The 21,869-nt window shown below is 45.7% G+C and carries 24 protein-coding genes and 1 tRNA gene; 20 read left to right on the top strand and 5 right to left on the bottom strand.

Translation table 11 applies throughout. From position 1 onward, the window contains the following. Positions 1-119 precede the first annotated feature (119 nt). Positions 120-1,373 (top strand): hypothetical protein, encoded by a 1,254-nt coding sequence (locus OU814_RS28265; protein ID WP_268242895.1) that lies wholly within the window; start codon positions 120-122, stop codon positions 1,371-1,373. A 121-nt stretch (positions 1,374-1,494) separates the two neighbouring features. Here OU814_RS28265 and OU814_RS28270 read toward each other — a convergent pair whose 3' ends face one another. Then, positions 1,495-2,700, bottom strand: a complete 1,206-nt coding sequence (locus OU814_RS28270; protein WP_017288557.1) for a SpoIID/LytB domain-containing protein — start codon at positions 2,698-2,700, stop codon at positions 1,495-1,497. 158 nt (positions 2,701-2,858) lie between these two features. Here OU814_RS28270 and OU814_RS28275 point away from each other — a divergent pair, with 158 nt between their 5' ends. The 3 genes from OU814_RS28275 (at position 2,859) to OU814_RS28285 (ending at position 5,440) form a co-directional block, all read left to right on the top strand. Beyond that, positions 2,859-3,983, top strand: coding sequence for a ribonuclease Z (locus tag OU814_RS28275; RefSeq protein ID WP_326498337.1), 1,125 nt, complete (start codon positions 2,859-2,861; stop codon positions 3,981-3,983). Positions 3,984-4,150: 167 nt separating this feature from the next. Then, positions 4,151-5,131 (top strand): ABC transporter ATP-binding protein, encoded by a 981-nt coding sequence (locus OU814_RS28280; protein WP_268242896.1) that lies wholly within the window; start codon positions 4,151-4,153, stop codon positions 5,129-5,131. Positions 5,132-5,167: 36 nt separating this feature from the next. Beyond that, positions 5,168-5,440: an HNH endonuclease gene (locus tag OU814_RS28285; protein ID WP_268242897.1), complete on the top strand. Its 273-nt coding sequence runs from the start codon at positions 5,168-5,170 to the stop codon at positions 5,438-5,440. 42 nt (positions 5,441-5,482) lie between these two features. On the opposite strand, the gene OU814_RS28290 is transcribed toward OU814_RS28285, so the two are convergent. Next, positions 5,483-6,358, bottom strand: a complete 876-nt coding sequence (locus OU814_RS28290) for a DUF2267 domain-containing protein (RefSeq protein ID WP_268242898.1) — start codon at positions 6,356-6,358, stop codon at positions 5,483-5,485. A gap of 216 nt (positions 6,359-6,574) precedes the next feature. On the opposite strand from OU814_RS28290, the gene OU814_RS28295 reads away from it, so the two are divergent. Beyond that, positions 6,575-7,042 (top strand): YbjN domain-containing protein, encoded by a 468-nt coding sequence (locus OU814_RS28295; protein ID WP_190648085.1) that lies wholly within the window; start codon positions 6,575-6,577, stop codon positions 7,040-7,042. A gap of 100 nt (positions 7,043-7,142) precedes the next feature. On the opposite strand, the gene rpiA is transcribed toward OU814_RS28295, so the two are convergent. The 3 genes from rpiA to OU814_RS28310 are packed head-to-tail and all read right to left on the bottom strand — an operon-like array spanning position 7,143 to position 9,842. After that, a complete protein-coding gene (gene rpiA, locus OU814_RS28300; protein WP_017288563.1) occupies positions 7,143-7,847 on the bottom strand; it encodes a ribose-5-phosphate isomerase RpiA in 705 nt (234 codons plus the stop codon). Between the two features lie 39 nt (positions 7,848-7,886). Continuing rightward, positions 7,887-8,792, bottom strand: coding sequence for an outer membrane beta-barrel protein (locus OU814_RS28305; RefSeq protein WP_268242899.1), 906 nt, complete (start codon positions 8,790-8,792; stop codon positions 7,887-7,889). Positions 8,793-8,810: 18 nt separating this feature from the next. Further along, the gene (locus tag OU814_RS28310) at positions 8,811-9,842 is read right to left on the bottom strand and encodes a hypothetical protein (RefSeq protein WP_268242900.1); all 1,032 of its coding nucleotides are present in this window, start codon (positions 9,840-9,842) and stop codon (positions 8,811-8,813) included. 205 nt (positions 9,843-10,047) lie between these two features. Here OU814_RS28310 and OU814_RS28315 point away from each other — a divergent pair, with 205 nt between their 5' ends. The 15 genes from OU814_RS28315 to OU814_RS28385 all read left to right on the top strand — a co-directional run bounded on the left by OU814_RS28315 (position 10,048) and on the right by OU814_RS28385 (position 21,852). After that, positions 10,048-10,248, top strand: a complete 201-nt coding sequence (locus OU814_RS28315; RefSeq protein WP_017288566.1) for a heavy-metal-associated domain-containing protein — start codon at positions 10,048-10,050, stop codon at positions 10,246-10,248. A gap of 191 nt (positions 10,249-10,439) precedes the next feature. Beyond that, entirely contained in the window at positions 10,440-10,988 is a 549-nt protein-coding gene (locus OU814_RS28320; protein ID WP_268242901.1) for a pyridoxamine 5'-phosphate oxidase family protein, read from the top strand. Positions 10,989-11,098: 110 nt separating this feature from the next. Next, complete coding sequence (locus tag OU814_RS28325) at positions 11,099-11,722, top strand: toll/interleukin-1 receptor domain-containing protein (RefSeq protein WP_268242902.1); 624 nt, start codon at positions 11,099-11,101, stop codon at positions 11,720-11,722. A 122-nt stretch (positions 11,723-11,844) separates the two neighbouring features. Then, complete coding sequence (locus OU814_RS28330; RefSeq protein WP_268242903.1) at positions 11,845-12,126, top strand: helix-turn-helix domain-containing protein; 282 nt, start codon at positions 11,845-11,847, stop codon at positions 12,124-12,126. Between the two features lie 218 nt (positions 12,127-12,344). Continuing rightward, positions 12,345-12,626 carry a helix-turn-helix domain-containing protein gene (locus tag OU814_RS28335; protein WP_268242904.1) on the top strand — a complete coding sequence of 94 codons (282 nt, stop codon included), beginning with the start codon at positions 12,345-12,347 and terminating at the stop codon, positions 12,624-12,626. 157 nt (positions 12,627-12,783) lie between these two features. Beyond that, complete coding sequence (locus tag OU814_RS28340) at positions 12,784-14,691, top strand: pentapeptide repeat-containing protein (RefSeq protein ID WP_268242905.1); 1,908 nt, start codon at positions 12,784-12,786, stop codon at positions 14,689-14,691. A gap of 180 nt (positions 14,692-14,871) precedes the next feature. Beyond that, positions 14,872-16,020, top strand: a complete 1,149-nt coding sequence (locus tag OU814_RS28345) for an esterase-like activity of phytase family protein (RefSeq protein WP_268242906.1) — start codon at positions 14,872-14,874, stop codon at positions 16,018-16,020. Positions 16,021-16,080: 60 nt separating this feature from the next. After that, complete coding sequence (locus OU814_RS28350) at positions 16,081-16,671, top strand: chromophore lyase CpcT/CpeT (protein ID WP_017288573.1); 591 nt, start codon at positions 16,081-16,083, stop codon at positions 16,669-16,671. A gap of 169 nt (positions 16,672-16,840) precedes the next feature. Next, the gene (locus tag OU814_RS28355; protein ID WP_017288574.1) at positions 16,841-17,992 is read left to right on the top strand and encodes an NAD-dependent epimerase/dehydratase family protein; all 1,152 of its coding nucleotides are present in this window, start codon (positions 16,841-16,843) and stop codon (positions 17,990-17,992) included. Then, a complete protein-coding gene (locus OU814_RS28360; protein ID WP_268242907.1) occupies positions 17,992-18,288 on the top strand; it encodes a hypothetical protein in 297 nt (98 codons plus the stop codon). The genes OU814_RS28355 and OU814_RS28360 overlap by 1 nt, the downstream gene beginning before the upstream one ends. 9 nt (positions 18,289-18,297) lie before the next feature. Beyond that, positions 18,298-19,425 (top strand): glycosyltransferase family 4 protein, encoded by a 1,128-nt coding sequence (locus OU814_RS28365; protein WP_268242908.1) that lies wholly within the window; start codon positions 18,298-18,300, stop codon positions 19,423-19,425. After that, positions 19,409-20,902 carry an RluA family pseudouridine synthase gene (locus tag OU814_RS28370; RefSeq protein ID WP_268242909.1) on the top strand — a complete coding sequence of 498 codons (1,494 nt, stop codon included), beginning with the start codon at positions 19,409-19,411 and terminating at the stop codon, positions 20,900-20,902. Before OU814_RS28365 ends, OU814_RS28370 begins: the two co-directional genes overlap by 17 nt. A gap of 106 nt (positions 20,903-21,008) precedes the next feature. Then, positions 21,009-21,081 (top strand) — tRNA-Thr (locus OU814_RS28375). Positions 21,082-21,195: 114 nt separating this feature from the next. Further along, positions 21,196-21,504, top strand: coding sequence for a hypothetical protein (locus OU814_RS28380; protein ID WP_017288578.1), 309 nt, complete (start codon positions 21,196-21,198; stop codon positions 21,502-21,504). Positions 21,505-21,603: 99 nt separating this feature from the next. Further along, positions 21,604-21,852 (top strand): hypothetical protein, encoded by a 249-nt coding sequence (locus OU814_RS28385; RefSeq protein ID WP_268242910.1) that lies wholly within the window; start codon positions 21,604-21,606, stop codon positions 21,850-21,852. Positions 21,853-21,869: the final 17 nt, after the last annotated feature.

The following is a 21,869-nucleotide window of genomic DNA, read 5'->3' on the forward strand; positions in this document are numbered from 1 at the left end:
GGACTCGGGGATGAATGACAAATGAACGGTTTATGAAAGATCTTTCATGTTCTCAAAACCGTCAATTTTTCAAAGATCTATACTGAGAGAAGAGAAGTCCGACATAGGGAAATCAGCGAATGTCAGCCACACCAAATGCCGCGATTTTAAAAGCGATCGAATCTCTCAACTATCGCGCCACCGTTGGGGATGTCGCGTCGCAAGCAGGCTTAAACATCAATCTGGCAGAACAAGGATTGCTTGTCCTCGCATCTCAAGCGGGCGGACATTTGCAAGTTGCAGAATCCGGAGATGTAGTCTACCAGTTTCCGAAAAATTTTCGTAGTATTCTGCGTGAGAAAGATGCGCGCTTGCGATGGCAAGAACGCTGGGAAAAGATTTGGCGAATTCTGTTTTACCTGATTCGGATTTCCTTCGGGATTGTTTTAGTTCTGTTAATCCTCGCTTCATTTCTAGCAATTCTTGCGATTACGATCGCAGCAAATTCTTCGCGCGATGATAACAATGGCGGCGGTTTCGACATGCCGAATATCTGGTTTAGTCCAGATTTCTTCTGGATTTTCACACCAGATTACAACCAGCGTCGTCCAACCCGCGAAAAGAGTGAATTAAATTTCCTCGAATCGATTTATTCCTTTTTATTCGGAGATGGCAACCCGAATGCGGATTTAGAAAATCGACGTTGGCAAGCGATCGCAGCAACAATCCAGACTCATCAAGGCGCAGTAATTTCAGAGCAAATTGCCCCGTACTTAGACGATTTGGGGACGCAATCCGAGCAAGAATACGAACAGTACATGCTGCCCGTGTTGGCGCGCTTTGATGGTCGTCCTGAAGTCAGTCCAGAGGGACAATTTATCTATCAATTTCCATCGCTTCAAACAACGGTGGCACGTGAAGAGCGGCAATGGTTGCCAGCATTTTTGCGCGAGTCGCTTTATCAGTTTAGTCAGGCGAGTTCTGGACAAATTACTTTAGCGATCGGGCTGGGTGTAACGTTGCTGGTTCTCGCACTCGTGCTGACGGCGATCGTCAGTGGAGGTGCGCTTAAAATTCTTGCCTTTCTCTCGCTCGGCTATAGTGCCGCATTTCTCACTATTCCAGCGATTCGATATTTCTGGATCAAAGGGCGAAATCAGAAAATTTTGACCCGAAATCACGATCGCGAATCTCGTGCGAACTTCCTCACTCAAGCCAGTTCAATGATTCAGCAAAAGCTAGCGTATGCGCGTGGATTTGCAGCGAAGCATGTGATTCAAGAATCCGATGTAATCTATTCGAGCGATCGCGATTTGATTGAACAAGACATTGATCGATCAGCGCAAATCGATGCAGAATGGCAGCGCCGTTTAGAAGGTCGATCTCAACCCTAAACAATTGAGGAGTTAGAGTTCTTGAAAAACTCTAACTCCTCGAAAGGCAACAAATTTTACTATTCAGGCGATGTGCGACTTTTTCATGTCCTAGCAGTTGAAAGTTACACATCGCCCACGATTATTGGTCAGTTTTAATGGTTGTCACTCCAGCGCCACCTCGGTAATATTCCGCCAAGATTTGCAGATAAGTCTTACCCTGACGTGCCATGTTGTAAGCTCCCCATTGGCTCATACCGACACCATGACCAAATCCTCGACCATTCACCACAAATTGCATTGAAGGTTTGCCACCAGCTTTGCTCGCTGCCAATTGTTGAGGGTTAAATGCGAATAAGGTACTTCTCAGATTCAAAGCACTTTGAATTCTTTCACCGGAAACCGTGACCGTTTTACGATCGCCCACAATTCTCATTTCTCGAACTCGTCCACAAGCTGTCGCCCGCACTGGAATCACTTGTTGAACCGTTCCCACCCCAAAAATATTGCCAAGCTCAGCCGCAGAAAGCGTTCTTGACCACTCACTGACTGGTGTGCCTTTATCAAAGTCGTTCTTGACCATTTGCAGATAAGGGCGCGACGATGACCAAACATTTTCAGAGGGTTCTGTACAGCCCCCGGCAGACGAATGGAAATACGCTTCCACCAATCGACCATTGTGAACTAAAACTTGTCCTGCCGTTTCGGCAACTGCTTGCAGTGTGCCTTGTGACTCAGTTTGCAGCCCTTTATAAACCTGAGAGGTCTGAGTATCGTAGAGATCGTAAGGTTTTCCCGCCCGAATCGATGACTCACGTCTTTCTAAGGCATAACTCCGAGCCGTTACAGCTTGAGCCTTGAGCGCTTCTTTCGGCCAGTTGCCATTCATTTCTGCGCCCAAGACGCTGAGCAAATACTGCTCTAATTCAACATTATTTACAACGGTCAAACTGCCACCTGAAGCAATCAGCCGCACAGTGCCACGATACCAACGATTGCCAATCCAGACTACACCGTTATCTTTCGGTCGAATCGTAAGGGCACCGGATCGCCATTTGTCTAATGCCACTTGACCATTTTGTGCCTGTGCAGCAAAACCGTTCATGCCTTGGATTTCGCCTAGCAACGTTGTCTCAGCCGCATCTAACACTTGAGCATTGGTCGAACTGCCAACAGTAATTTGCGAAACTCCATTCTCGATCGCGACTCTTAAATTCACAGTCTCTCTTGCCTCAGCAGGCATGAAGGGCACTGCCCAAAGTAAGAGCGCAAAACCCCAAATTTTCGGACGATTTAGTTTTGCGGCTAGAGACGAAAGGGGCGATCGAAAATTCATTTGATTAACCATATTGCTACGGGTTTTCACTAACAACAAACAGCGGTCACACGAGGCTATCTGGATCAATCTGCCACGATTTCTCGAATTTCTAACATTTGTTAATATATGTCACTTCGTCTCGGCTGTAATCCGGATCACGGAAACCACATGAAATTTTCATCGGTTCTTTGGCTCTGACCGCCTCGGTTACAGGCAAGTTCCTGTGGCAGTATGAAGATAGTGTATTGAGTTCAGGTGAGTCGGCTTTGCAGATCACATTTTTGGGAACGAGTTCTGGTGTACCCACACGATCGCGGAATGTCAGTGCGATCGCGCTACGCTTGCCGCAGCGGGCTGAAGTTTGGCTATTTGATTGTGGAGAAGGCACGCAGCACCAGTTTCTGCGCAGTGATTTGCGAGTCAGCCAGATTCGCCGAATTTTTGTCACGCATGTACATGGCGATCATATTTTCGGCTTAATGGGATTGCTTGCAAGTTGTGGACTTGCCGGAAATCCTCAACAGATCGATATTTATGGGCCACCGGATCTCGATCCCTATCTCAAAGCCTGTAAACGCTACTCGCAGACGCATTTTTCTTATCCTGTAAAGTTTCATCCGGTTAGTCCGGGGCTGGTGTTTGAGGATGAAGAATTTACAGTGACCTGTCAGTTGCTGAAACATCGGGTTCCGGCTTTTGGCTATCGCATTACTGAAAAAGATCGTCCAGGACATTTCAAGGCTGAGCTTGCCAAAGAATTAGGAATTCCTTCCGGCCCAATTTATGGAAAGTTGAAGCGCGGAGAAACCGTCACGCTAGAAGATGGTCGAACGATCGATGGCAAAATTCTTTGCGGTGAGCCAGAAATTGGGCGAAAGGTTGTTTATTGTACGGATACTGTTTTTTGTGAAAGCGCGATCGAACTGGCTCAAGGTGCAGATGTGCTGATTCATGAAGCCACCTTTGCCCATCAAGATGCCGAGATGGCATTTCAACGGCTGCATTCAACTTCGACAATGGCAGCGCAGACGGCATTACTCGCTCAAGTGCAGACTTTGATCATGACGCATTTCAGCCCGAGATATGCGCCGGGAAATGCGATCGGTATCAACGATCTTCTCGATGAAGCACGAGCAATTTTTCCGAATACAGAACTCGCCTCGGATTTTTGGACGTATGAAGTTCCGAGACGAATTGCTGCGACTAAAACCAGCCCAGCGGAATCATCTCGATCGGAGCCGGAAGCATCTCGCCTCGAAAGTCCAACAACTGCACCAGCAGCAAGTAGCCCACGCCCAAAATCAAAGAAATAATCCCAGTCATCACAGCGACAAATTTCGATCGATTCATCATCATTTCCCCAAGCTTCTAAACAAAGTTTACAAAATATAGAAGTATCGAGTCGCATGATCGCAAAAAATGCTGAAGCGGGAATTGTAAAGAGTGATTAAATGGCTACTCAGTAGTGATCGAGGCACTTATGGATTCTGCTGTTGCAACTCGCCTTCAACTTCCCACGATCGAACGCTCAATCGCGCTTCAGACCTACGAACTCAGTAAGACTTACCGCACTGGGTTCTGGATGAATAAAAAAGTGAAATCTCTCAATTCTGTAAGTCTCACAGTATACGAGGGAGAGACGTTTGGGCTGCTCGGACAAAATGGAGCCGGAAAAACCACGTTACTCAAGACTCTACTTGGCATTGTCCGCCCCACTTCAGGACGCGCCACGATTTTAGGTGCATCTTTGGGCGATCGTGCTGTCAAACAGCGGATTGGATATTTGCCTGAAAATCCTTATTTCTACGATTATTTAACGGGTTGGGAAATTCTCAACTACACCGGAGACTTGTTCGGAATTGAGCGATCGCGCCAAAAGAAACGCATTCCTGAGCTGTTAGATCTCGTCGGTCTCGCTCAATCTGCGGCGAAGAAGAAACAGTTGCGGCAATACTCGAAAGGAATGCTACAACGCATCGGTATGGCACAAGCATTAATCAACGATCCAGATTTGGTCTTTCTCGATGAACCGATGTCTGGACTCGATCCGCTCGGTCGCTATCAGATGAGAGAGATTATTGTGTCACTCAAAGCTCAGGGCAAAACTATCTTCTTTAATAGTCATGTGCTATCCGATGTGGAGAAGATCTGCGATCGCGTTGCTTTACTTGCTCAAGGCGAACTCATTGCTCTAGGTTCGATGCAAGAACTCCTTGGAACGGCTGAAAAATATTATGTGATGGTGAAAGGCGGTAGACCAGAAATGTTGCAGCCGTGGCTGCCAGACATGGAGTTTCAGGATGGGCTTTGGTCAGGACATCTCAACGGTGCAGCAGCCGATTTTATCGACAGTCTAGCTTTGATGAATGCTCAGCTAATTTCGATGTCGTTGGCTCGTCCATCGCTCGAAGAATTTTTTGTCAAGCAATTGCGCGATCGTGGCATCCATTCAAGTTCGTGAGCGCTAGGCTAGAAGAAAGTTACTGTTTCTAGCTTCATGCATTGTCAGCTTTGCGATCGCGATGTCCCCGCACTTACTGAACACCATCTAGTTCCCAGACAGCATACCAAACGCAAAAAACTTGATCCGGGTGAAACGATCGAGATTTGCCCTGCCTGCCATCACCAAATTCATACTCTATTCGACAATCGCCAACTGGCTCAAGAACTCAATACAGTTGAGCGCTTGAAGTATGATCCAGCGATGGCAAAGTTTTTGGCGTGGGTGAGGAAGCAAAATCCCGATCGTAAGGTGAGAGTTAAGCGGTAGGGGAGTGGGGGAGTAGAGACCTACTCCCCACTCCCTACGTAATTAAGCCGTCTCCCACAAGCGACGAATTTCATCTGGCAAGAAACTTGCAACCTCTTGAATTCGCTCCTGTGATAGCTCATCTTTCGTTGCTGAAAAGACTGCTGAAACAACTTGCTCTGGTGACGTATTCGGCTGCAATCCTCCTTCTTGTCTGACTCGGAACAAGAAAGTCTCTGACTTAATCTTCAACGGTGGACGGATATGACTGAGGAAATGCACGATCGGATTGGTATCCTCCCACAAATCGGAAACTTCCGTTGCTAGTGGAGTCGCCGTATAAAGCGTTCTGTCAGGATTACCTTCGTCGAGAGGAACATGTAACTCTTCTGAAACATGCTCAACTGCCTCATTCGTCATCATGTCGCGCATGGTTCGGAAGACGACTTCTGTCACATCGCGTGCATCATAGAGGTCAGAAAATCCGCCTTTGAGCGCTACTTTTTCAAGGAATGGCGTATCTTTTGTCGCGATCGGAACAGTTGTCCCAGATTGCAGAGATTCAGGCGGCTTAGCTTCCATTTCTTCGAGCATTTTCCGACCTTTCTCAGTCAGTTCAGCTTTTTTGAACTCAATCAGATGGGGCAACGGACCATCTTCTGCGCCATATGTATTGGCAATTCTCAAACCAAACTCTTCGCGATCGACAACATTCGGTACATCATCCTGGTTTCCATAAGCATTTCCAGAAAATTCAGCATTGATGTACTGGCGTTGATTGAGAAAATCTAAATGTCCTAGCAGATCAACGGGAGTCAGCTTGATCCCTGCAAAATCAGTTTCATCAAATTTCACCGGATCAGGCCCTGGCCCTTGATCGCTCTCGTCGATTTTTTTCAGCATGATATAAACCACGTCATCCCGGATGGCGATCGGCATAATAATTCTCCTTTATCGCTTAGCCTCTCAACTATTCCGCGATCGACCAAATCCTTTCATCTCTCAGGTGAAGCATTTGCTATCTCTACCAATAGACAGACAAAATGGTTCAAACCTTGGTTTCCCTGCTAAAAGTAAAGAAATCCCCAAGACTAGGGCAATCCCTATCAGGAAACGCTACCGTAACTCTAAACTGGACTCTAGACCTATTTGCTTATGGAAACTTACCAACCTGATCTCGAAACTGAAACGCCTGAAGAAGCTGCGATTACAGGGGTCAAGCTTATAGAAGTGATTGAAACTGTCATTGGTAGCTTGGATCAAAACAAGAGCGCAATGGTGAGCCACAGTGAGGGCAGCTCTGTATGGAAATTCAAATACGGCAGCGTAGAAACATTTGTGCAACTGACCGGAACTTCTGACGATGATGCATTTTCTGTTTGGGCACATATTCTGAATCTTCCCGTCCAAAACGAGCCGCAATTGATGCGAAAGCTACTTGAGATGAATTGGCTCAGTACGTTTGAAGCGCATTTTGCGATCGTCGATTCCAAAGTCGCAGTCGTTTCTTCTCGAACTGTTGCAGAGCTATCTCCTGGCGAAATTTCTCGGCTGATCACAATTGTGGCAACGATCGCTGATGATAACGATGATGCTTTGCAAGCAGAGTTTGGAGCAGCCTGATTTGATATCGGCTAGTTGTTCGTCAAGTTGAAAACGGTGGGGAGTGGGGAGCAAGAGCCATTGCTAGTTTTCTCCCTATTCCCCCACCCAATCTAACCGTTTAAAACTCTCTCACACTCGGCTGCCCATCTTTGACTTCGCCCACCATAATGATGTCTGCTACACCGACGAACAAGCCGTTTTCTAGCACACCGGGAAGGTTATTCAACGTCTTTTCTAGCTCGGCGGGTTGATCAATGCGATCGAACTTCACATCAATAACGAGATTGCCTTGATCCGTGACAACCGGACCTGCTTTCTTCACGCCCATGCGAAGCTGAGGCTTACCGCCTAGTTTCTCGATCGCTTTCATCACCGGAGTTACTGCCATCGGCAACACTTCAACCGGAAGCAAGAACGTTGAACCCAAGTGATCCACCAATTTGCCGCTATCGACAACCACAATGAATTGGTCGGCTAAACTATCGACAATTTTTTCTTGAGTGTGAGCGGCACCGCCACCTTTAATCAGATTTTTTTGCGGATCTACCTCGTCTGCACCATCGATCGCGATATCAATTTTCTCGACTTCATCCAAAGTGACCAAAGGAATTCCGTACTGACGCGCTAAAACGATCGCTTGAAACGAGGTGGGAATTCCCTTGATATTTTGCAGATCGCCAGATTGAAGCCGTTCTCCGATCGCCTGAATCGCATAAGCAGTCGTAGAACCAGTCCCCAATCCGACGATCGAATTGGATTGGACTTTGGCAGCAGCGGCATAACCGACTTGCTGTTTCATCAATGTTACGGGGTCTGCGTTCATGATTGGTTTCGATAAAAAAGTTTCCAATCATTCACTCTACTAGAAGAGGGGCAGGTTAAAGCCCAAACTCAGCCCGAATGACAGATTGTTTATATCGATCGCAGCATTTGACGATCGTCCAAACAAATACGACGCAGATCCGGCTAAAAATACATCTGGATTAATGTTGTAAATCACGATCGCACTAATCTGATGTTCGGTATCTGAACGAGAAACGCCTTGCGTAAAATTCTTAAACGACAAGCGATAATCTAATGCGCCCTGCACTTGCGGTGAAATGTCATAGCGCAATCTTGTACCGATCGTATTGGTAATCCGACTGTCTTCACTTGGATTCGTAAAGCTCGATCGAAATTCATAAAACGAATCCAATCGAGCTTGCTTACCTAACTGATCTTGCCGTCCCACAATCAACTGCACCGCATTATCTCGCGTCAGCAAATCACCACTCCCTGGGCGGCGCAAGGTATCTTGTACCCATCCCAACTGTCCAAATGTTCCAGGTGCAAGTCTTTGTTGAACCGCAATGTTGTACTGCTCAATGTTGTAGTTAGAATCGCCTTCAGACGCAAATCGGACAATTCCACCTCCTGCTGAAGCAATTAGCCTTGTATTCTCGCCGAGCTTGGGTGTGATCAGCAGGTGCGCTGTATTTGTGAAAACAGTATCGGATTGTTTCAGGGCTTCAAGTGCGGTGATATTGGAGCTAGAAAACACCGACGATCGCACAAGCAACTGCACATCTGGTTGACGACGAGTTTGGGCAGGTCGATCGATGATTTCAATTTCTCCGAGTTCAGATTGAGTATCTTCGGGGTCGAGGGGCTGAATATCATCTGTCGGTGCGTGATCGATCGGAGAAGACACCGGATCAGGCTGAGCAAAACTAGGGGAAATAGTTCCTAGCGTTGCCAAAAGCGTGAGTACAGCGAGAATGTAGCGCATTGGAATTTACCAGGTGAATCAGTTGGGGCGAACGAAGACAGGAACGCCAGTTGGAGAATTTGGATTGGTCGCTGGAGTTGTGGGGGGTGGAGTTGTAGGGGGTGGAGTTGTGGGGGGTGGAGTGAGTGGGACAACGACATCTACAGGCGGTTGCCGTTCAGGTCGAGGGGTGGTGACATCGCGCCGATCTTGAAAGTCTCGGAGCGGATCATCAGAATCGGTTGTGATGCAATTTGTGCTGAGCGTGCTTGCTCCTCCCCGAGCATTTAAGGTGCAGAGTCCTTCGAGTTTGCGCGCTTGCAGATTTAACGCTGAGATCGTGGCAACGCGCACCAGATTTAAAGTGGCTTGAACTTTCGCAGGCTCTTGAGCAATCAAGCTTTCTTGAGCGGGTGCTAAACCTGTCGAAAGTGAACTCGTTTGATAAAACTTTCTCAAGTCAAAGGTATTAATTTTCCCAATCACGCCATTTTGTACTGTTACGGTTTCTCCACCATTAATCACAATGAAGTTGCCTTTATTATCTAAAATCTTGATTGGATTATTCGTGAGATTGAAAAACTGAGTTTTATTGTTTGCACCATCGACGTGAACTACCATGGCTAAACTGCGAGTCTGGTATTGCTCGCTGGTTGGAGGAGCATCGATCGCGCTTGGAGGTAATTCTGCGATCGCACTTCCATCTAATGTCTCAATCCGCGTTGCAACGGTAGTCGGCGGACTCATGATCAAAGCGGTTCCATTACGCAACTGAAACCCGCGCATTCCGGGGATAAATCGGAAAATTGCATTCGAGCCAATTCGGGCGAGAGAGCCTTCATTAAAGAGGAGTTCGGCTCTCGATCGCGTTGCCGTTTTAATTGCATCTTGGGGCACTAATACATCAGAGAGTCGAGCTGGACGTGCCGGACGATTGCGCTGAAGCAATTGCGCTTGATTCGTGAGTTTGTAGACTTCACCCCGAGTTAAGAGAGCGGAGGAGGCTTGCACGGGAAGAACACAGGCGAACGCGAGAAAACTTGCCGCAACGATGCCACGTTGAATCGTCATAACAGGATTACCAATTGAATTGATCCATAAAATTTGAATAGGGAGCAGTCGCAAAAAATATGCAGTCAAGCCGTAGTTCTGTTATCCGCTATCTTGGGAATTCGATCCGGAAAGTGAAATACTCTGCAACAAAATCTATCTGTAGCGAGGGATAACTTTGCTGAGAGTTCAACAGGATAGAGAGCGTCGATATGGATAAATAACTATGGCACTCAAACTACACGTTCCGACTCTTAATAGCCCTGAAGCTGCACAAGATATTAAAGACACGATTTTGACACACGAACCTGACGCAAAAGTAGATATTAATCTGGAGCAAAAAACAGTCACGGTAGAAGGAAAAGCCTCAGAAGAAACCTTCAAACAGGCAATCACGGCAACGGGTCATCAAATTAGTGGATATTAAGGTGATTCTGCTTGAGTTGTAAAAGCTAGAAAGAGTGGGGAGTGGGGAGTGGGGATTATTAAGAAAATCACACTCCAGACCTCGCTTTACAACTGATTTAGGTCTAACACCATGCTCATCAGCTCTGAATAAGAGCGATTCATTTCCAGAAAAATGATAAGGTTTGAATCGCTCCTCAGTCATTTAATTCAATGGCAAAGTTTTATCCGGAACTGACCGAATCTCTTCAGGAATTTATCCAGGCACAGCATATTTTCTTTACTGCAACTGCGCCGATTCAAGGACGAATTAATCTCTCTCCAAAAGGCATGAATTCGTTTCGATGTTTGGATGCTCATACAGTTGCTTATTTGGATCTCACAGGGAGTGGGAATGAAGCGAGCGCTCACTTGATCGAGAATGGGCGGATGACGCTTATGTTTTGCAGTTTCGCCGAGAAACCGATGATTCTGCGGCTCTACGGCACAGGCTGTGTCATTCGCCCGAGAGATCATGACTGGCAGGATTTTTATTCATTATTTGAGCCGATACCAGGGGCGCGACAGGTGGTGAAGGTTTCTGTGGAGGCAGTGCAAACGTCTTGCGGATTTGGCGTTCCCCTGTATGAGCATTTGGGAGATCGAGAAACGCTCGTCGAGTGGGCAGAGAAGAAAGGAGAAGCCGGAATCCAACAGTATTGGCATGATAAAAATCAGATCAGTATTGATGGTTTGCCAACGCATATTTTGAACGAGAAGTAACGATCTTTTGCCTAAATCGATAACGATCAGTATGATTCAGAGAAAAAGATACGGAGAAAGTGCGATCGCGCATGAAGCTCTCTGTATCTATCTCTGATTCATCAATTATCATGAGCATCACTGTTTTCTTCTCTTATGCCCACGAAGATGAAAGCCTACGTGACAAGTTAGCCAACCATCTCAGCATTCTTAAGCGCTTGGGGAAGATCGAGGCTTGGCACGATCGACAAATCCTGCCCAGCAATGAATGGGATAAGCAGATCAACACCCATTTGGAAACCGCTAACATCATTTTGCTGCTCATTAGCGATGATTTTCTAGCATCAGATTACTGCTGGGATGTTGAAGTGAATCGAGCAATGGTACGACATGAAGCGAAGGAAGCTTGTGTAATTCCAATTATTTTACGCCCGTGTGATTGGCAAGGTGCGCCATTTGGGAAGCTACAAGGATTGCCGAGAGATATGCGTCCTGTAACAACTTGGGACAACATCGATAGTGCTTTCACAGATATTGCGAAAGGGATTCGACGGCTTGCAGAAGAGTTGGGAAAGCTACAAAGTGAGGCAGAATTGCCGACTCTCCAAAATCGAGCATATTCAGCAGAAAGCAGTATCAATCAATCAGATTCAATTGCTGCTCAAAATACTTTAAATATCTCTAATAGTTCAATCACCAATATGGTTGTGACTGGTTCAATTCACTATAACGAAGGAGATGCAAAAAAAGAGTGAAAGCAATCTTAAGAGAACATATGATTTTTTGCTAGAAATAATTAAAATAATCTTCAAGCTATACGTAAATTGGGCGAGTTTAGTGTAGCATAATTTACATTACTTCTAAGGTGAGGACTAACATGCATAAATCTCAAATCCAAAAAATTGTGGATACACAGAATATAAGTTTACAAGAAGTAAGTGAAAAATCAGGACTTTCAGTTGGATCGATTCAAACACTTGAATTAAGGATTATCGAGGATCTTGCTAACTTACAGAAAGTTGCAAAGGCATTGAACATACCTATCTCGAAATTACTTGAAGCCATTGGAAGTAAGACTGAAAATAAGACTCCGGATAGAAATCCTGCTGAGTGGTTTTGCGAACTATTTCCACAAGCTCCTGGTTGTACCAAACAGTAATTTTAGTGTATTTTATACTGCTTGGACACGTCGTGCTCTAAAGCCATACTACCTTAGAACATGATTCCTTTACTAGAGCTAGAGTGTGACTTGGAAGTGACACAACCAATCTTAGCGATTGGCGCTTTTAGATGAAAGGAATTGAAATAATCTTCAACTGCAAGTCTAGGCAATGTAGCATGCCATAATGCATGGTATTTCTATCAGGGAGATTTACTATGAATGAGTCTCGAATTCAACAATATCTTGATACGCAGAACATCAATTTACAAGAAGTAAGTGATCGATCAGGGCTTTCAATTGAATCGATTCAAACGATTGAGTCTAGGATCAACGAAGATTTTGCGAATTTACAGAAACTGTCAGAGGTATTGAATATAGCTATTCCAAAGTTACTTGAAATTATTGGAAAGGCTTCTGTTCAAAGCAATCCTCCTGAATGGTATTGTAAGACATTTCCGGATGCAGAAATATGTAAGAAGCTGCTAAAAAAAGAGTAGTCTTAACAACAATAGTAAAATCCTTTCTGAAGATCTCATCTTCCAATGAGATCTTATTTTTTATGATTAAATTATAGTCAGAACACCATCAACGAGCTTGGAACATCATCCATCTACCTTTTCTATCAAGAAAGCTACCGCATCAGGGAACGATTCTATGGTTCGTGACATACAAAGTCTCTGTTTCAAAGAGATCGATGATCAGCACAATGACTTTCGAGGTGCAAAAGCAGGCCAGAATTTAGCTTGGAAATTTTTTCTAATCGTCATTTCAACGGCGATTATAACACTAGCTTCTCTCATTGCATTGATTGCAGCAACAATCTTAGTGCAATGCTGTATTGCAACAGGTCGAATTTCAATCGTCGCAGTAGCTCTTGTCTTTTTAACGCAAGGCGCGATTCTATTCTCAATTACAACCCTAGGAATTTCAAGAGTATACATCGTTCCACTCTTGTCAGTCTTTGTGATTAGCTTATTACTCTATTTATTTAATACAGCACCTGGGTTTGACGTTACTACATTCTCTCTTTCTCTATCGATTGGAACGATTTTCTCCTGTGTAGGAGTCATTACGATCGCGCAGTGCATTGCGTTTACATTACTAGCCTGCACATTAAGAGGCTGCTTAATTGCGTTATTGACATCCTCTTTAATCAGCACTGGACTGGTTTGGGTTGCTGTCGATACAGCACAAACTAAAGTAGCTGGAAATTTTGCTTTTACGGTCATATTATTCCTTGGCATAGTCATTACAGCTTTCATTACTTCCCAGAGAATGCTGGAAAGAGAAGGAAGATGGAGTTGGGTTAGACCCAAAGCCACCTTTTGGGCAGCAATCGGAGGGACTTCCTTTAAAGGATTAGATCTAAGCAGACTCGATTTCACAGGAGCGAAAATAGCACATACAGATTTCAGAGCTAGGAAGTTTTATCGAACTTGTTTAAGAGAGGTCAAAGGGCTCGATTTGGCTAGAGTGGACAATCAGTACTTTGATCTAGACCTGCCCAAAGTTCAAGAATTGCTAACAGTCGGCAGCAGTAAAGCTTCTGATTTTAGCCGTGTAAATCTATGTGGAGCATACCTAAGAGGGGCTGATCTAAGGCGTTGTAACTTAAGTGAAGTAAATCTTGATGGAGCCGACTTGAGAGGAGCAGATTTGCGCGACAGTATCTTGGTACGATCGATTCTCACGAATGCAGATTTAAGCCAAGCAGACTTAACTGGTGCATGTATTAAAGACTGGAGCTTTAATCAGCAAACTGTTCTCACAGGTGTGAAATGTGATTATGTTTATCGAGAGTTTGAGAATAACCAACCTACTGATCGATATCCTAGCGATCGCGATTTTCAACCCGGTGAATTTGAGTCCCTATTTCAGAAATTGACCAATGCTGTTGAGCTTGTCTTTCAAGATCAAATTGATTGGAGAGCTTTGAGCTTTACCTTTGAGAAGTTCAGGCTCGAAGATGATGGCATGGGGCTAGAACTCAAAGGAATTGAGCAGCGGGGAAATTATTGGATTGTCAAAGTCACGCATGGAGAAGGAGTCTCTAAGCAACAGGTTGAGCAACAAGTTCAGAGTACTTATGAAGATCTGCGATCGATTATGGAAGCAAAAGATAAGCAGATCAATCGATTACTCGGCATTGTAGAAACCCAAACAGAAGCAATGCAGCGGCAAGCCGAAGCCTTAACGAATTTTAGCCAGCAACCCTTTGGGAATCATTTCTTGATCTCAGGCAGTACGATTACCAATCTTGCTGGGTCAGGACAGATTGAGTATCGCGAAGCGGCTCATGGAGTTCGCAGTCTCATCACAAATCAGATTGATCCCAATTCAAATCTACAAGAGCTACTCGGTCAACTCAAACATCAAAACGTCGCAACTACTTCTGCAACTCAGAGAGACTTGATCCAACAAGTTTTATTCTCCGAAGCAGATCGAGATCCGGCGCTAAAACAATTTCTACTAGAAAAAGGACAACACATTCTCGATCGCTTACCAGATGGAGAATTTAAAATCGCAATCCGAAATGCGATCTCGTTGATAAGAAATGACTGAAATTGCTCAGCGCGGATTGCAATGTCTTGTCTAAAGAAGCGCGATCGTGATCCAGATCTTGAATCTGATGCGATCGCGCAAGAAATATTTCGATCAGAATCGAGAGATCGAGACAGACAAATTCAAACACTCTGAGCTATCCGCGCTAAAGTGAAACAGGAATTTTCAAGGGAAAGATCAATGCGTCGCTGGGTTTCTTGGATTGCGATCGTCTGTTGTTTTCTCGGTTTGACTGGATGCAGTCTGCCTCAAGTCAAAGCAGAAGATCGACTGTTTTTACCGTTGCAAGCGGAATTCTTGGGCAGCTATACCTTGTCTGATAAGCAATTTCAAAATACGGCGGTCGGAGGACTCTCAGGGATTACATACGATCGTAAAAATGATCTTTATTATGCGGTCTCAGACGATCGCAGCGATCGTAACCCTGCACGGTTTTACACGCTGAAATTGAACATCGATTCAACCCCACGCCTGCAATCTGTTGAAATTCAAAACGTCACAACCCTGAAAGATGAGAACGGGGAGCCGTTTCAGAACAATACGATCGATGCTGAAGCAATCTCCTTGTCTCCTCAGAAAACCGTCTTCATTTCCAGCGAAGGTGCAGCGAATCAAAGCATCTCTCCCTTTCTTGGAGAATTCGATCTACAAACCGGACAACTGAAGCGAAAACTAAAACTGCCAGACGCTTATTTTCCAGATGAATTAGGGATCAAACAAACGCGCGGTATCCAAAATAATCGTGCGTTTGAAGCGATGTCACTCAATGCAGGGGCTGCGACTGCACCACCCGCTGAACCCTATCGCCTATTTGCAGCGCTTGAATCGCCTCTGGTTCAAGATTTATCCTTACCGAACCGCAGCGAAAGCGTTTTGAATCGAATCTTGCACTATCAGTTTATCGGCGATCGCGCTGCTCTGATTTCTGAACATGCCTACCCGCTCGATCCCAAACCCGCGAATACGATCGAATACGGATTGACCGATTTACTCTCGATCGACCAGGGCGGACACTTTTTGAGTTTAGAGCGATCTCTAGGACTCGGCGGATTTCAAGCGAAACTGTTTCAAGTCGAAACTGGAACCGCCAGCGATACTTCCAGGATCGAAACATTGCGCGATGCGACAGGCGTACAAACCGCGCGCAAAGAGTTGCTCCTAGACCTCAATACGTTAGGTGTACGGCTCGATAATTTAGAAGGCATGACTCTAGGAGCACGATTCCCGGATGGCTCTCAGAGTCTCATCTTGGTGAGCGACGACAATTTCAATGGACTCGTGCAAATTACACAGTTTCTTCTCTTTCGGCTGACAGGGTTAAAAGGCTAAGTCTTTGTCCCACGCAACGTTCTACAATTTAAGTCGCACGTCTTTATATATATAAATCGCATGTCACACTCTACCGATATCGCCACCCTAGCGCGCTGGATGGCAGCCGATTTTAGCAATCAACAACAGGCATTTGAAAATCCGCCCATGTATGCTCACATTCGAGTGTGTATGCGCCCGTTGCCCTTTGAACTGCCCGGTGGGATTGGATTTTTTGTCGAACAGGCATACGATTACATGCTCAATGTCCCCTATCGGTTGCGCGCCTTGAAATTAGTGGCACACGCCGATCATATTGAAATTGAAAATTATCACGTGCGCGATGAAGAAAAATTCTACGGCGCATCCCGCAACCTCGATCGCCTGAAAGAACTCAGCCCCGACCAGTTTGAGAAAATGCCGGGATGCAACATGATCGTGCACTGGACAGGCAGCAGTTTCAAAGGCAGCATCGAACCCGGCAAGGCTTGTATGGTCACTCGCAAAGGGCAAGAAACCTATCTCGATAGCGAATTTGAAATCAACGAATCGTGGTTTACCAGTCTCGATCGCGGTCGTGACCCACAGACCGATGAGCAAGTTTGGGGATCGGTTGCAGGACAATTTGAATTCGTGCGCTGGGCGAGTTTTGCCGATGAAATCCGAGCATGACGTGATCTAGGATACTTAGACCGAGTGAAAAAATAATTCCCAGGATAGAGATTTTCCTTGAGTAGCGCGGTTTAGAGTGAGATTCACTCTAAGTCGTTGCTAGAAGCGATCTTCTGAGTGCCGAAACCTGATAGATTTGGCAAAGTATCGGCAGAAAAGATTGAGCAAGATGAAAGTCCTAGTAATTGGTGGTGATGGCTATTGTGGATGGGCAACTGCCCTCTACTTGTCCAATCGAGGTCATGAGGTCGGCATTCTCGATAGCTTAGTGCGACGGCATTGGGACAATGAATTATGCATTGATACCCTCACCCCGATCGCACCAATTAAACAACGCTTGCAACGCTGGAAAGACATTACCGGAAAGACGATCGATCTTTTCATCGGCGATATCACAAATTACGAATTTCTCAGCAAAGCGATGGATCAGTTCCAACCGGATGCGATCGTGCATTTCGGCGAACAGCGGTCTGCCCCGTTCTCGATGATCGATCGCGAACATGCCGTTCTGACTCAAGTCAATAACGTCGTCGGAACGCTGAATTTGCTCTACATCATGAAAGAGCGCTTCCCCGATTGTCATTTGGTCAAGCTCGGGACGATGGGCGAATACGGTACGCCGAATATCGACATCGAAGAAGGCTACATTACGATCGAGCACAACGGACGCAAAGATACCCTGCCCTATCCGAAGCAGCCCGGCAGCATGTATCACCTCAGTAAGGTGCATGACTCGCACAATATCCATTTTGCTTGTCGGATTTGGGGCTTGAGAGCCACTGATTTGAATCAAGGAATCGTCTACGGAGTCTTGACCGAAGAAACTGGCATGGATGAGATGCTGATTAACCGTCTCGACTATGACGGCGTATTTGGAACAGCGTTGAATCGATTCTGTATTCAAGCAGCGATCGGACATCCGCTAACCGTTTATGGAAAAGGCGGACAGACTCGTGGATTCCTGGATATTCGCGATACGGTGCGCTGTGTAGAACTCGCAATCGAGACTCCAGCACAGCCCGGAGAATTCCGCGTCTTCAATCAATTTACTGAACTGTTTGGCGTAGGCGAAATTGCCAGCATGATTCAGAAAGCAGGGTCATCCATGGGCTTGAAAGTTGATGTTCAAAACTTTGACAATCCTCGAATTGAGAAAGAAGAACATTACTTCAACGCGAAAAATACCAATCTGCTGGATTTAGGCTTGCAGCCTCACTATCTCTCTGACTCGTTACTCGATTCATTGTTGAACTTCGCGATTAAATACAAAGATCGCGTTGATCACGATGAGATTCTGCCGAAAGTGACTTGGAAGCGCTAATGAACCATCGAGGGTTGCTCTTATTACTGACAACGATCGTGCCTGGATTAAGTGCGATCGTCATTAGCACGTTCTATCTTTTTCCAGAATGGGCAGCCCTCGATCGCGCTTATCGCAACTATGAGCAATTGAGCCGAACTGGAGCCGGAGCGCGTGAACTCTCGATCGCTCAATCTGCCGAAGTACGTCATCGAATCAACTGCTTTGCAGAAGGACTCGGAGTGTTACTCGGTGGTGTGATTGTCGCGATTGGAGTTCATGGATTGTGTGGATTACCTGATAAAACATCGAACTAAATTCTGAATATGCGGATTGCTCTATTTACAGAGACATTTCTTCCCAAAGTTGATGGGATTGTTACCCGACTCAAACATACTGTCGATCATCTGCAAAGACAGGGTAATCAAGTTCTTGTGTTCTCGCCTGATGGAGGTCTAACCGAATATAAGGGCGCAAGAATTCACGGCGTTTCAGGCGTTCCGCTTCCCTTGTATCCAGAACTCAAGCTGGCTTTTCCGCGACCTTCGATCGGGGATGAACTCAATCGATTCAAGCCTGATCTGATTCATGTCGTCAATCCCGCAGTGTTGGGATTAGCAGGCTTACTCCATAGCAAATTACACAATGTTCCGCTCGTTGCTTCCTATCACACCCATTTACCAGAATATCTTCAGCACTATGGGCTAGGTGCTTTAGAAGGTGTGCTTTGGGAATTGCTGAAAGCAGGACATAATCAAGCAGAAATCAATCTCTGCACCTCTACTGCAATGATGCAGGCATTGACCGATCACGGGATTGAGCGCGTGAGATTGTGGCAGCGAGGAGTTGATACTGAAACGTTTCAGCCGCATTTAGCAAGTTTAGAAATGCGATCGCGGCTTTCTCAAGGTCATCCCGAAGCTCCATTGCTGCTTTACGTGGGGCGACTCTCAGCAGAAAAAGAAATCGATCGCATTAAACCTGTGCTCGAATCGATCCCCAATGCTCGCTTAGCTCTAGTTGGCGATGGTCCAAATCGGCAAGTGTTAGAAAAGCATTTTGCTGGTACTCATACGAATTTTGTGGGTTACTTAGCAGGTCAAGAGCTAGCTTCTGCCTTTGCTTCGTCTGATGCATTTGTTTTTCCGTCTCGGACTGAAACTTTAGGCTTAGTGCTGCTCGAAGCAATGGCAGCAGGTTGTCCAGTGGTCGCGGCTCGCTCAGGTGGAATTCCTGACATTGTGGAAGATGGCGTGAATGGCTATCTCTTCGATCCGACCGATGAGAATGGTGCGATCGTTGCCACGCGATCGCTCTTAGCTCAAACCGAAACGCGAGAAATGATTCGCCAAAATGCCCGCCATGAAGCAGAGCGTTGGAGTTGGTCATCTGCAACCAAGCAATTGCAGAACTACTATGAAGGCGTTTTAGCAAAACATGCGATCGCAGCTTGATCCTGATGGAGTTACCTATTGGTATGAGGGAATTTGTCCAAACTCAAATACTCTCCTACGACTACCACGCACAAAATTTGTCGAAGCGATTGCGCGTCAATTGATGCAAAATCTTTCAGCTTGCGAAGGTAAGATGTACGGCGTTTTACTAGCTCAGTCTGCTTCTGGAGAGCAACACATTCTCAAAGCTTTTTCTGGCTTACTAAATGGACGGAGCGTTGTTGAAGGGTGGGTTCCGCCGATTCCGGGTCGCGATCGCGTGCAACTCGAAGAAGCTAGAACTTTAACCCAACTCAACTCGATTCAGCAGCAATTAATTCAACTCTCTTGTATCCCTGAGCGTCAGCAGTACAAAATTCTAGAGACAGAATACAAGCAGAAACTTGAACAACTCTCAATCCTTCATCACCAACGAAAACTCGAACGCCAACAGCAGCGACAAAATCAAGATCTGGCTTTTGAATTAGATGAACAAAGCAAACGCGATGGCATTGAGAAACGCAATCTAAAACGCGATCGCGATTCACATCTCATTCCACTCAAACAAATCATTGATCAAGCTGATGAACAGATTCGTCAGCTTAAACAAAAACGTAAGCGACTCTCGCAGCAACTTCAAGCACAGATGCATGCTAGCTATCGAGTGACAAATTTTGCTGGAGAAACGCGATCGCTCAGCGAGCTTCTCACCTCAATGCCCACGGGAACCGGAGAGTGCTGTGCGCCTAAGCTTCTACATTACGCTGCAACTCATGATTTAAAGCCGATTGCAATGGCTGAGTTTTGGTGGGGTGAACCGATGGGAGACAAAATTCCAGGACAATTCTATGGAGCCTGCGTGGAGCGTTGCCAACCCATGCTCGGATTTCTGCTTGCTGGCACAAGTTCGATTGAGACAGTCTACCAAGATGATCACCTCATCATCGTTAATAAACCTGCCGGGTTACTTTCCGTCCGAGGGCGATATGGGCAGGATTGTATTCTCGATCGCTTCTCTGAACCGCTCATCCCCGTTCATCGATTAGATCAAGACACGTCTGGCTTACTGATTCTGGCGCGCGATTCACACAGCTACAAACACTTAAGCCAGCAATTTGAACAGCGCCAAATTCATAAAGTCTACACAGCGGTCTTAGAAAAAGAAATTGCTGAGTTAGAAGGTCAGATCGATCTGCCTTTATGGAGTGACCCCAGCGATCGTCCAAAACAGAAGGTCAATTATCAGTTTGGTAAACCCTGTTTGACCTATTTTCGCGTCCTGAGTTCATGCCAAGTTGAATTTCGACCGATTACTGGCAGAACGCATCAACTCCGGGTTCATGCAGCTCAAGGATTAGGATCAGCGATCGTCGGCGATCGACTGTATGGGAATTCACAAGGAGATCAACGCTTACATCTGCACGCACGAGATATTCGATTCACCCATCCGATCACAGGCGAAACGATCGACTTGACAACAAAAACGCCTTTTTTTTGAAAAAAGTGGTGCGCGATGCAAATCTTTTGTTACGATATACATTGCACGCAGTAATATGAATTGTTGGCTACTCAAGTCAATGATGTCTAATTGCTGAATCGTACACGCTGGTGTAGCTCAGTTGGTAGAGCAGCTGATTTGTAATCAGCCGGTCGCAAGTTCGAGTCTTGTCACCAGCTTTCTTCTAACCCATACCCTGTCAGGATCTCAGGCATTCTGAATATCTGGGAGCATCTCAGAATATGGCAGAATATACCCTATATTTTAGGGAAAGTTTAGGGAAGACAGGGTAAGTGGTTAAGGGTAAATTGACTGTTGAGGCAATCAATGAGCGGTTGAGATCCGCTAATGTTGGAGTGGCGGTTCGACAAAAGGGAAATCGCCTTTACCTGCGGGCGACCCTTCCCCCTAAGCCAAATTCTCATAAAATCCAGTTTCATCAACAGGATGTTTCGCTCAAAATTTATGCGAACCCCGCTGGTTTGGAAAGGGCAGAGGCAGAAGCGCGAAAATTGGGTGCGCTTATTGCCTGCAAGGAATTTGATTGGCAGTTGTATTTAGATCGTGAAGAAAATTCAGACATTGCTACGTGTCAAGCCTGAATTGAGAAATTTAAGCAGTATTGTCTAGATACTCAGTTAAAAGCCGAAACGCCTGAAGCTGCTGAAGTACTTTGGAGAAAACGCTACTATAATCCTGCTTTGAAGTGGCTACCTGCAACATCTGAATTAAGCCCATCTGCAATAATTTCAGTTGCTCAAAAATCGAAGCCAAACACGAGATCACGACAGATTGCTTGTACCTTCCTACGACAGTTTGCGAGATTCGCTCAAATTGAAGTCGATGTCGGACCTTACATCGGAAACTATAGTCCTAAGAAAGTCGTTAGAACGATTCCCACCGATAAGATTATTTCTCAAGCCATTGAACAGCTTCCTAACCCTGCTTAGAGATATCTTTACGCATT

It is taken from the genome of Leptolyngbya sp. GGD (assembly GCF_026735145.1).
GTDB lineage: Bacteria > Cyanobacteriota > Cyanobacteriia > Leptolyngbyales > Leptolyngbyaceae > Leptolyngbya > Leptolyngbya boryana.

Bases quoted from the DNA above. Each gene is read 5' to 3' on its own strand.
- OU814_RS28305 (WP_268242899.1), bottom strand. From the start codon at position 8,792: ATGCGCTACATTCTCGCTGTACTCACGCTTTTGGCAACGCTAGGAACT.
- OU814_RS28270 (WP_017288557.1), bottom strand. From the start codon at position 2,700: ATGGTTAATCAAATGAATTTTCGATCGCCCCTTTCGTCTCTAGCCGCA.
- OU814_RS28290 (WP_268242898.1), bottom strand. From the start codon at position 6,358: ATGCCGATCGCCATCCGGGATGACGTGGTTTATATCATGCTGAAAAAA.
- OU814_RS28285 (WP_268242897.1), top strand. From the start codon at position 5,168: ATGCATTGTCAGCTTTGCGATCGCGATGTCCCCGCACTTACTGAACAC.
- OU814_RS28325 (WP_268242902.1), top strand. From the start codon at position 11,099: ATGAGCATCACTGTTTTCTTCTCTTATGCCCACGAAGATGAAAGCCTA.
- OU814_RS28355 (WP_017288574.1), top strand. From the start codon at position 16,841: ATGAAAGTCCTAGTAATTGGTGGTGATGGCTATTGTGGATGGGCAACT.
- OU814_RS28340 (WP_268242905.1), top strand. From the start codon at position 12,784: ATGGTTCGTGACATACAAAGTCTCTGTTTCAAAGAGATCGATGATCAG.
- OU814_RS28370 (WP_268242909.1), top strand. From the start codon at position 19,409: ATGCGATCGCAGCTTGATCCTGATGGAGTTACCTATTGGTATGAGGGA.
- OU814_RS28320 (WP_268242901.1), top strand. From the start codon at position 10,440: ATGGCAAAGTTTTATCCGGAACTGACCGAATCTCTTCAGGAATTTATC.
- OU814_RS28345 (WP_268242906.1), top strand. From the start codon at position 14,872: ATGCGTCGCTGGGTTTCTTGGATTGCGATCGTCTGTTGTTTTCTCGGT.
- OU814_RS28295 (WP_190648085.1), top strand. From the start codon at position 6,575: ATGGAAACTTACCAACCTGATCTCGAAACTGAAACGCCTGAAGAAGCT.
- rpiA (WP_017288563.1), bottom strand. From the start codon at position 7,847: ATGAACGCAGACCCCGTAACATTGATGAAACAGCAAGTCGGTTATGCC.
- OU814_RS28350 (WP_017288573.1), top strand. From the start codon at position 16,081: ATGTCACACTCTACCGATATCGCCACCCTAGCGCGCTGGATGGCAGCC.
- OU814_RS28265 (WP_268242895.1), top strand. From the start codon at position 120: ATGTCAGCCACACCAAATGCCGCGATTTTAAAAGCGATCGAATCTCTC.
- OU814_RS28310 (WP_268242900.1), bottom strand. From the start codon at position 9,842: ATGACGATTCAACGTGGCATCGTTGCGGCAAGTTTTCTCGCGTTCGCC.
- OU814_RS28335 (WP_268242904.1), top strand. From the start codon at position 12,345: ATGAATGAGTCTCGAATTCAACAATATCTTGATACGCAGAACATCAAT.
- OU814_RS28280 (WP_268242896.1), top strand. From the start codon at position 4,151: ATGGATTCTGCTGTTGCAACTCGCCTTCAACTTCCCACGATCGAACGC.
- OU814_RS28330 (WP_268242903.1), top strand. From the start codon at position 11,845: ATGCATAAATCTCAAATCCAAAAAATTGTGGATACACAGAATATAAGT.
- OU814_RS28360 (WP_268242907.1), top strand. From the start codon at position 17,992: ATGAACCATCGAGGGTTGCTCTTATTACTGACAACGATCGTGCCTGGA.
- OU814_RS28315 (WP_017288566.1), top strand. From the start codon at position 10,048: ATGGCACTCAAACTACACGTTCCGACTCTTAATAGCCCTGAAGCTGCA.
- OU814_RS28365 (WP_268242908.1), top strand. From the start codon at position 18,298: ATGCGGATTGCTCTATTTACAGAGACATTTCTTCCCAAAGTTGATGGG.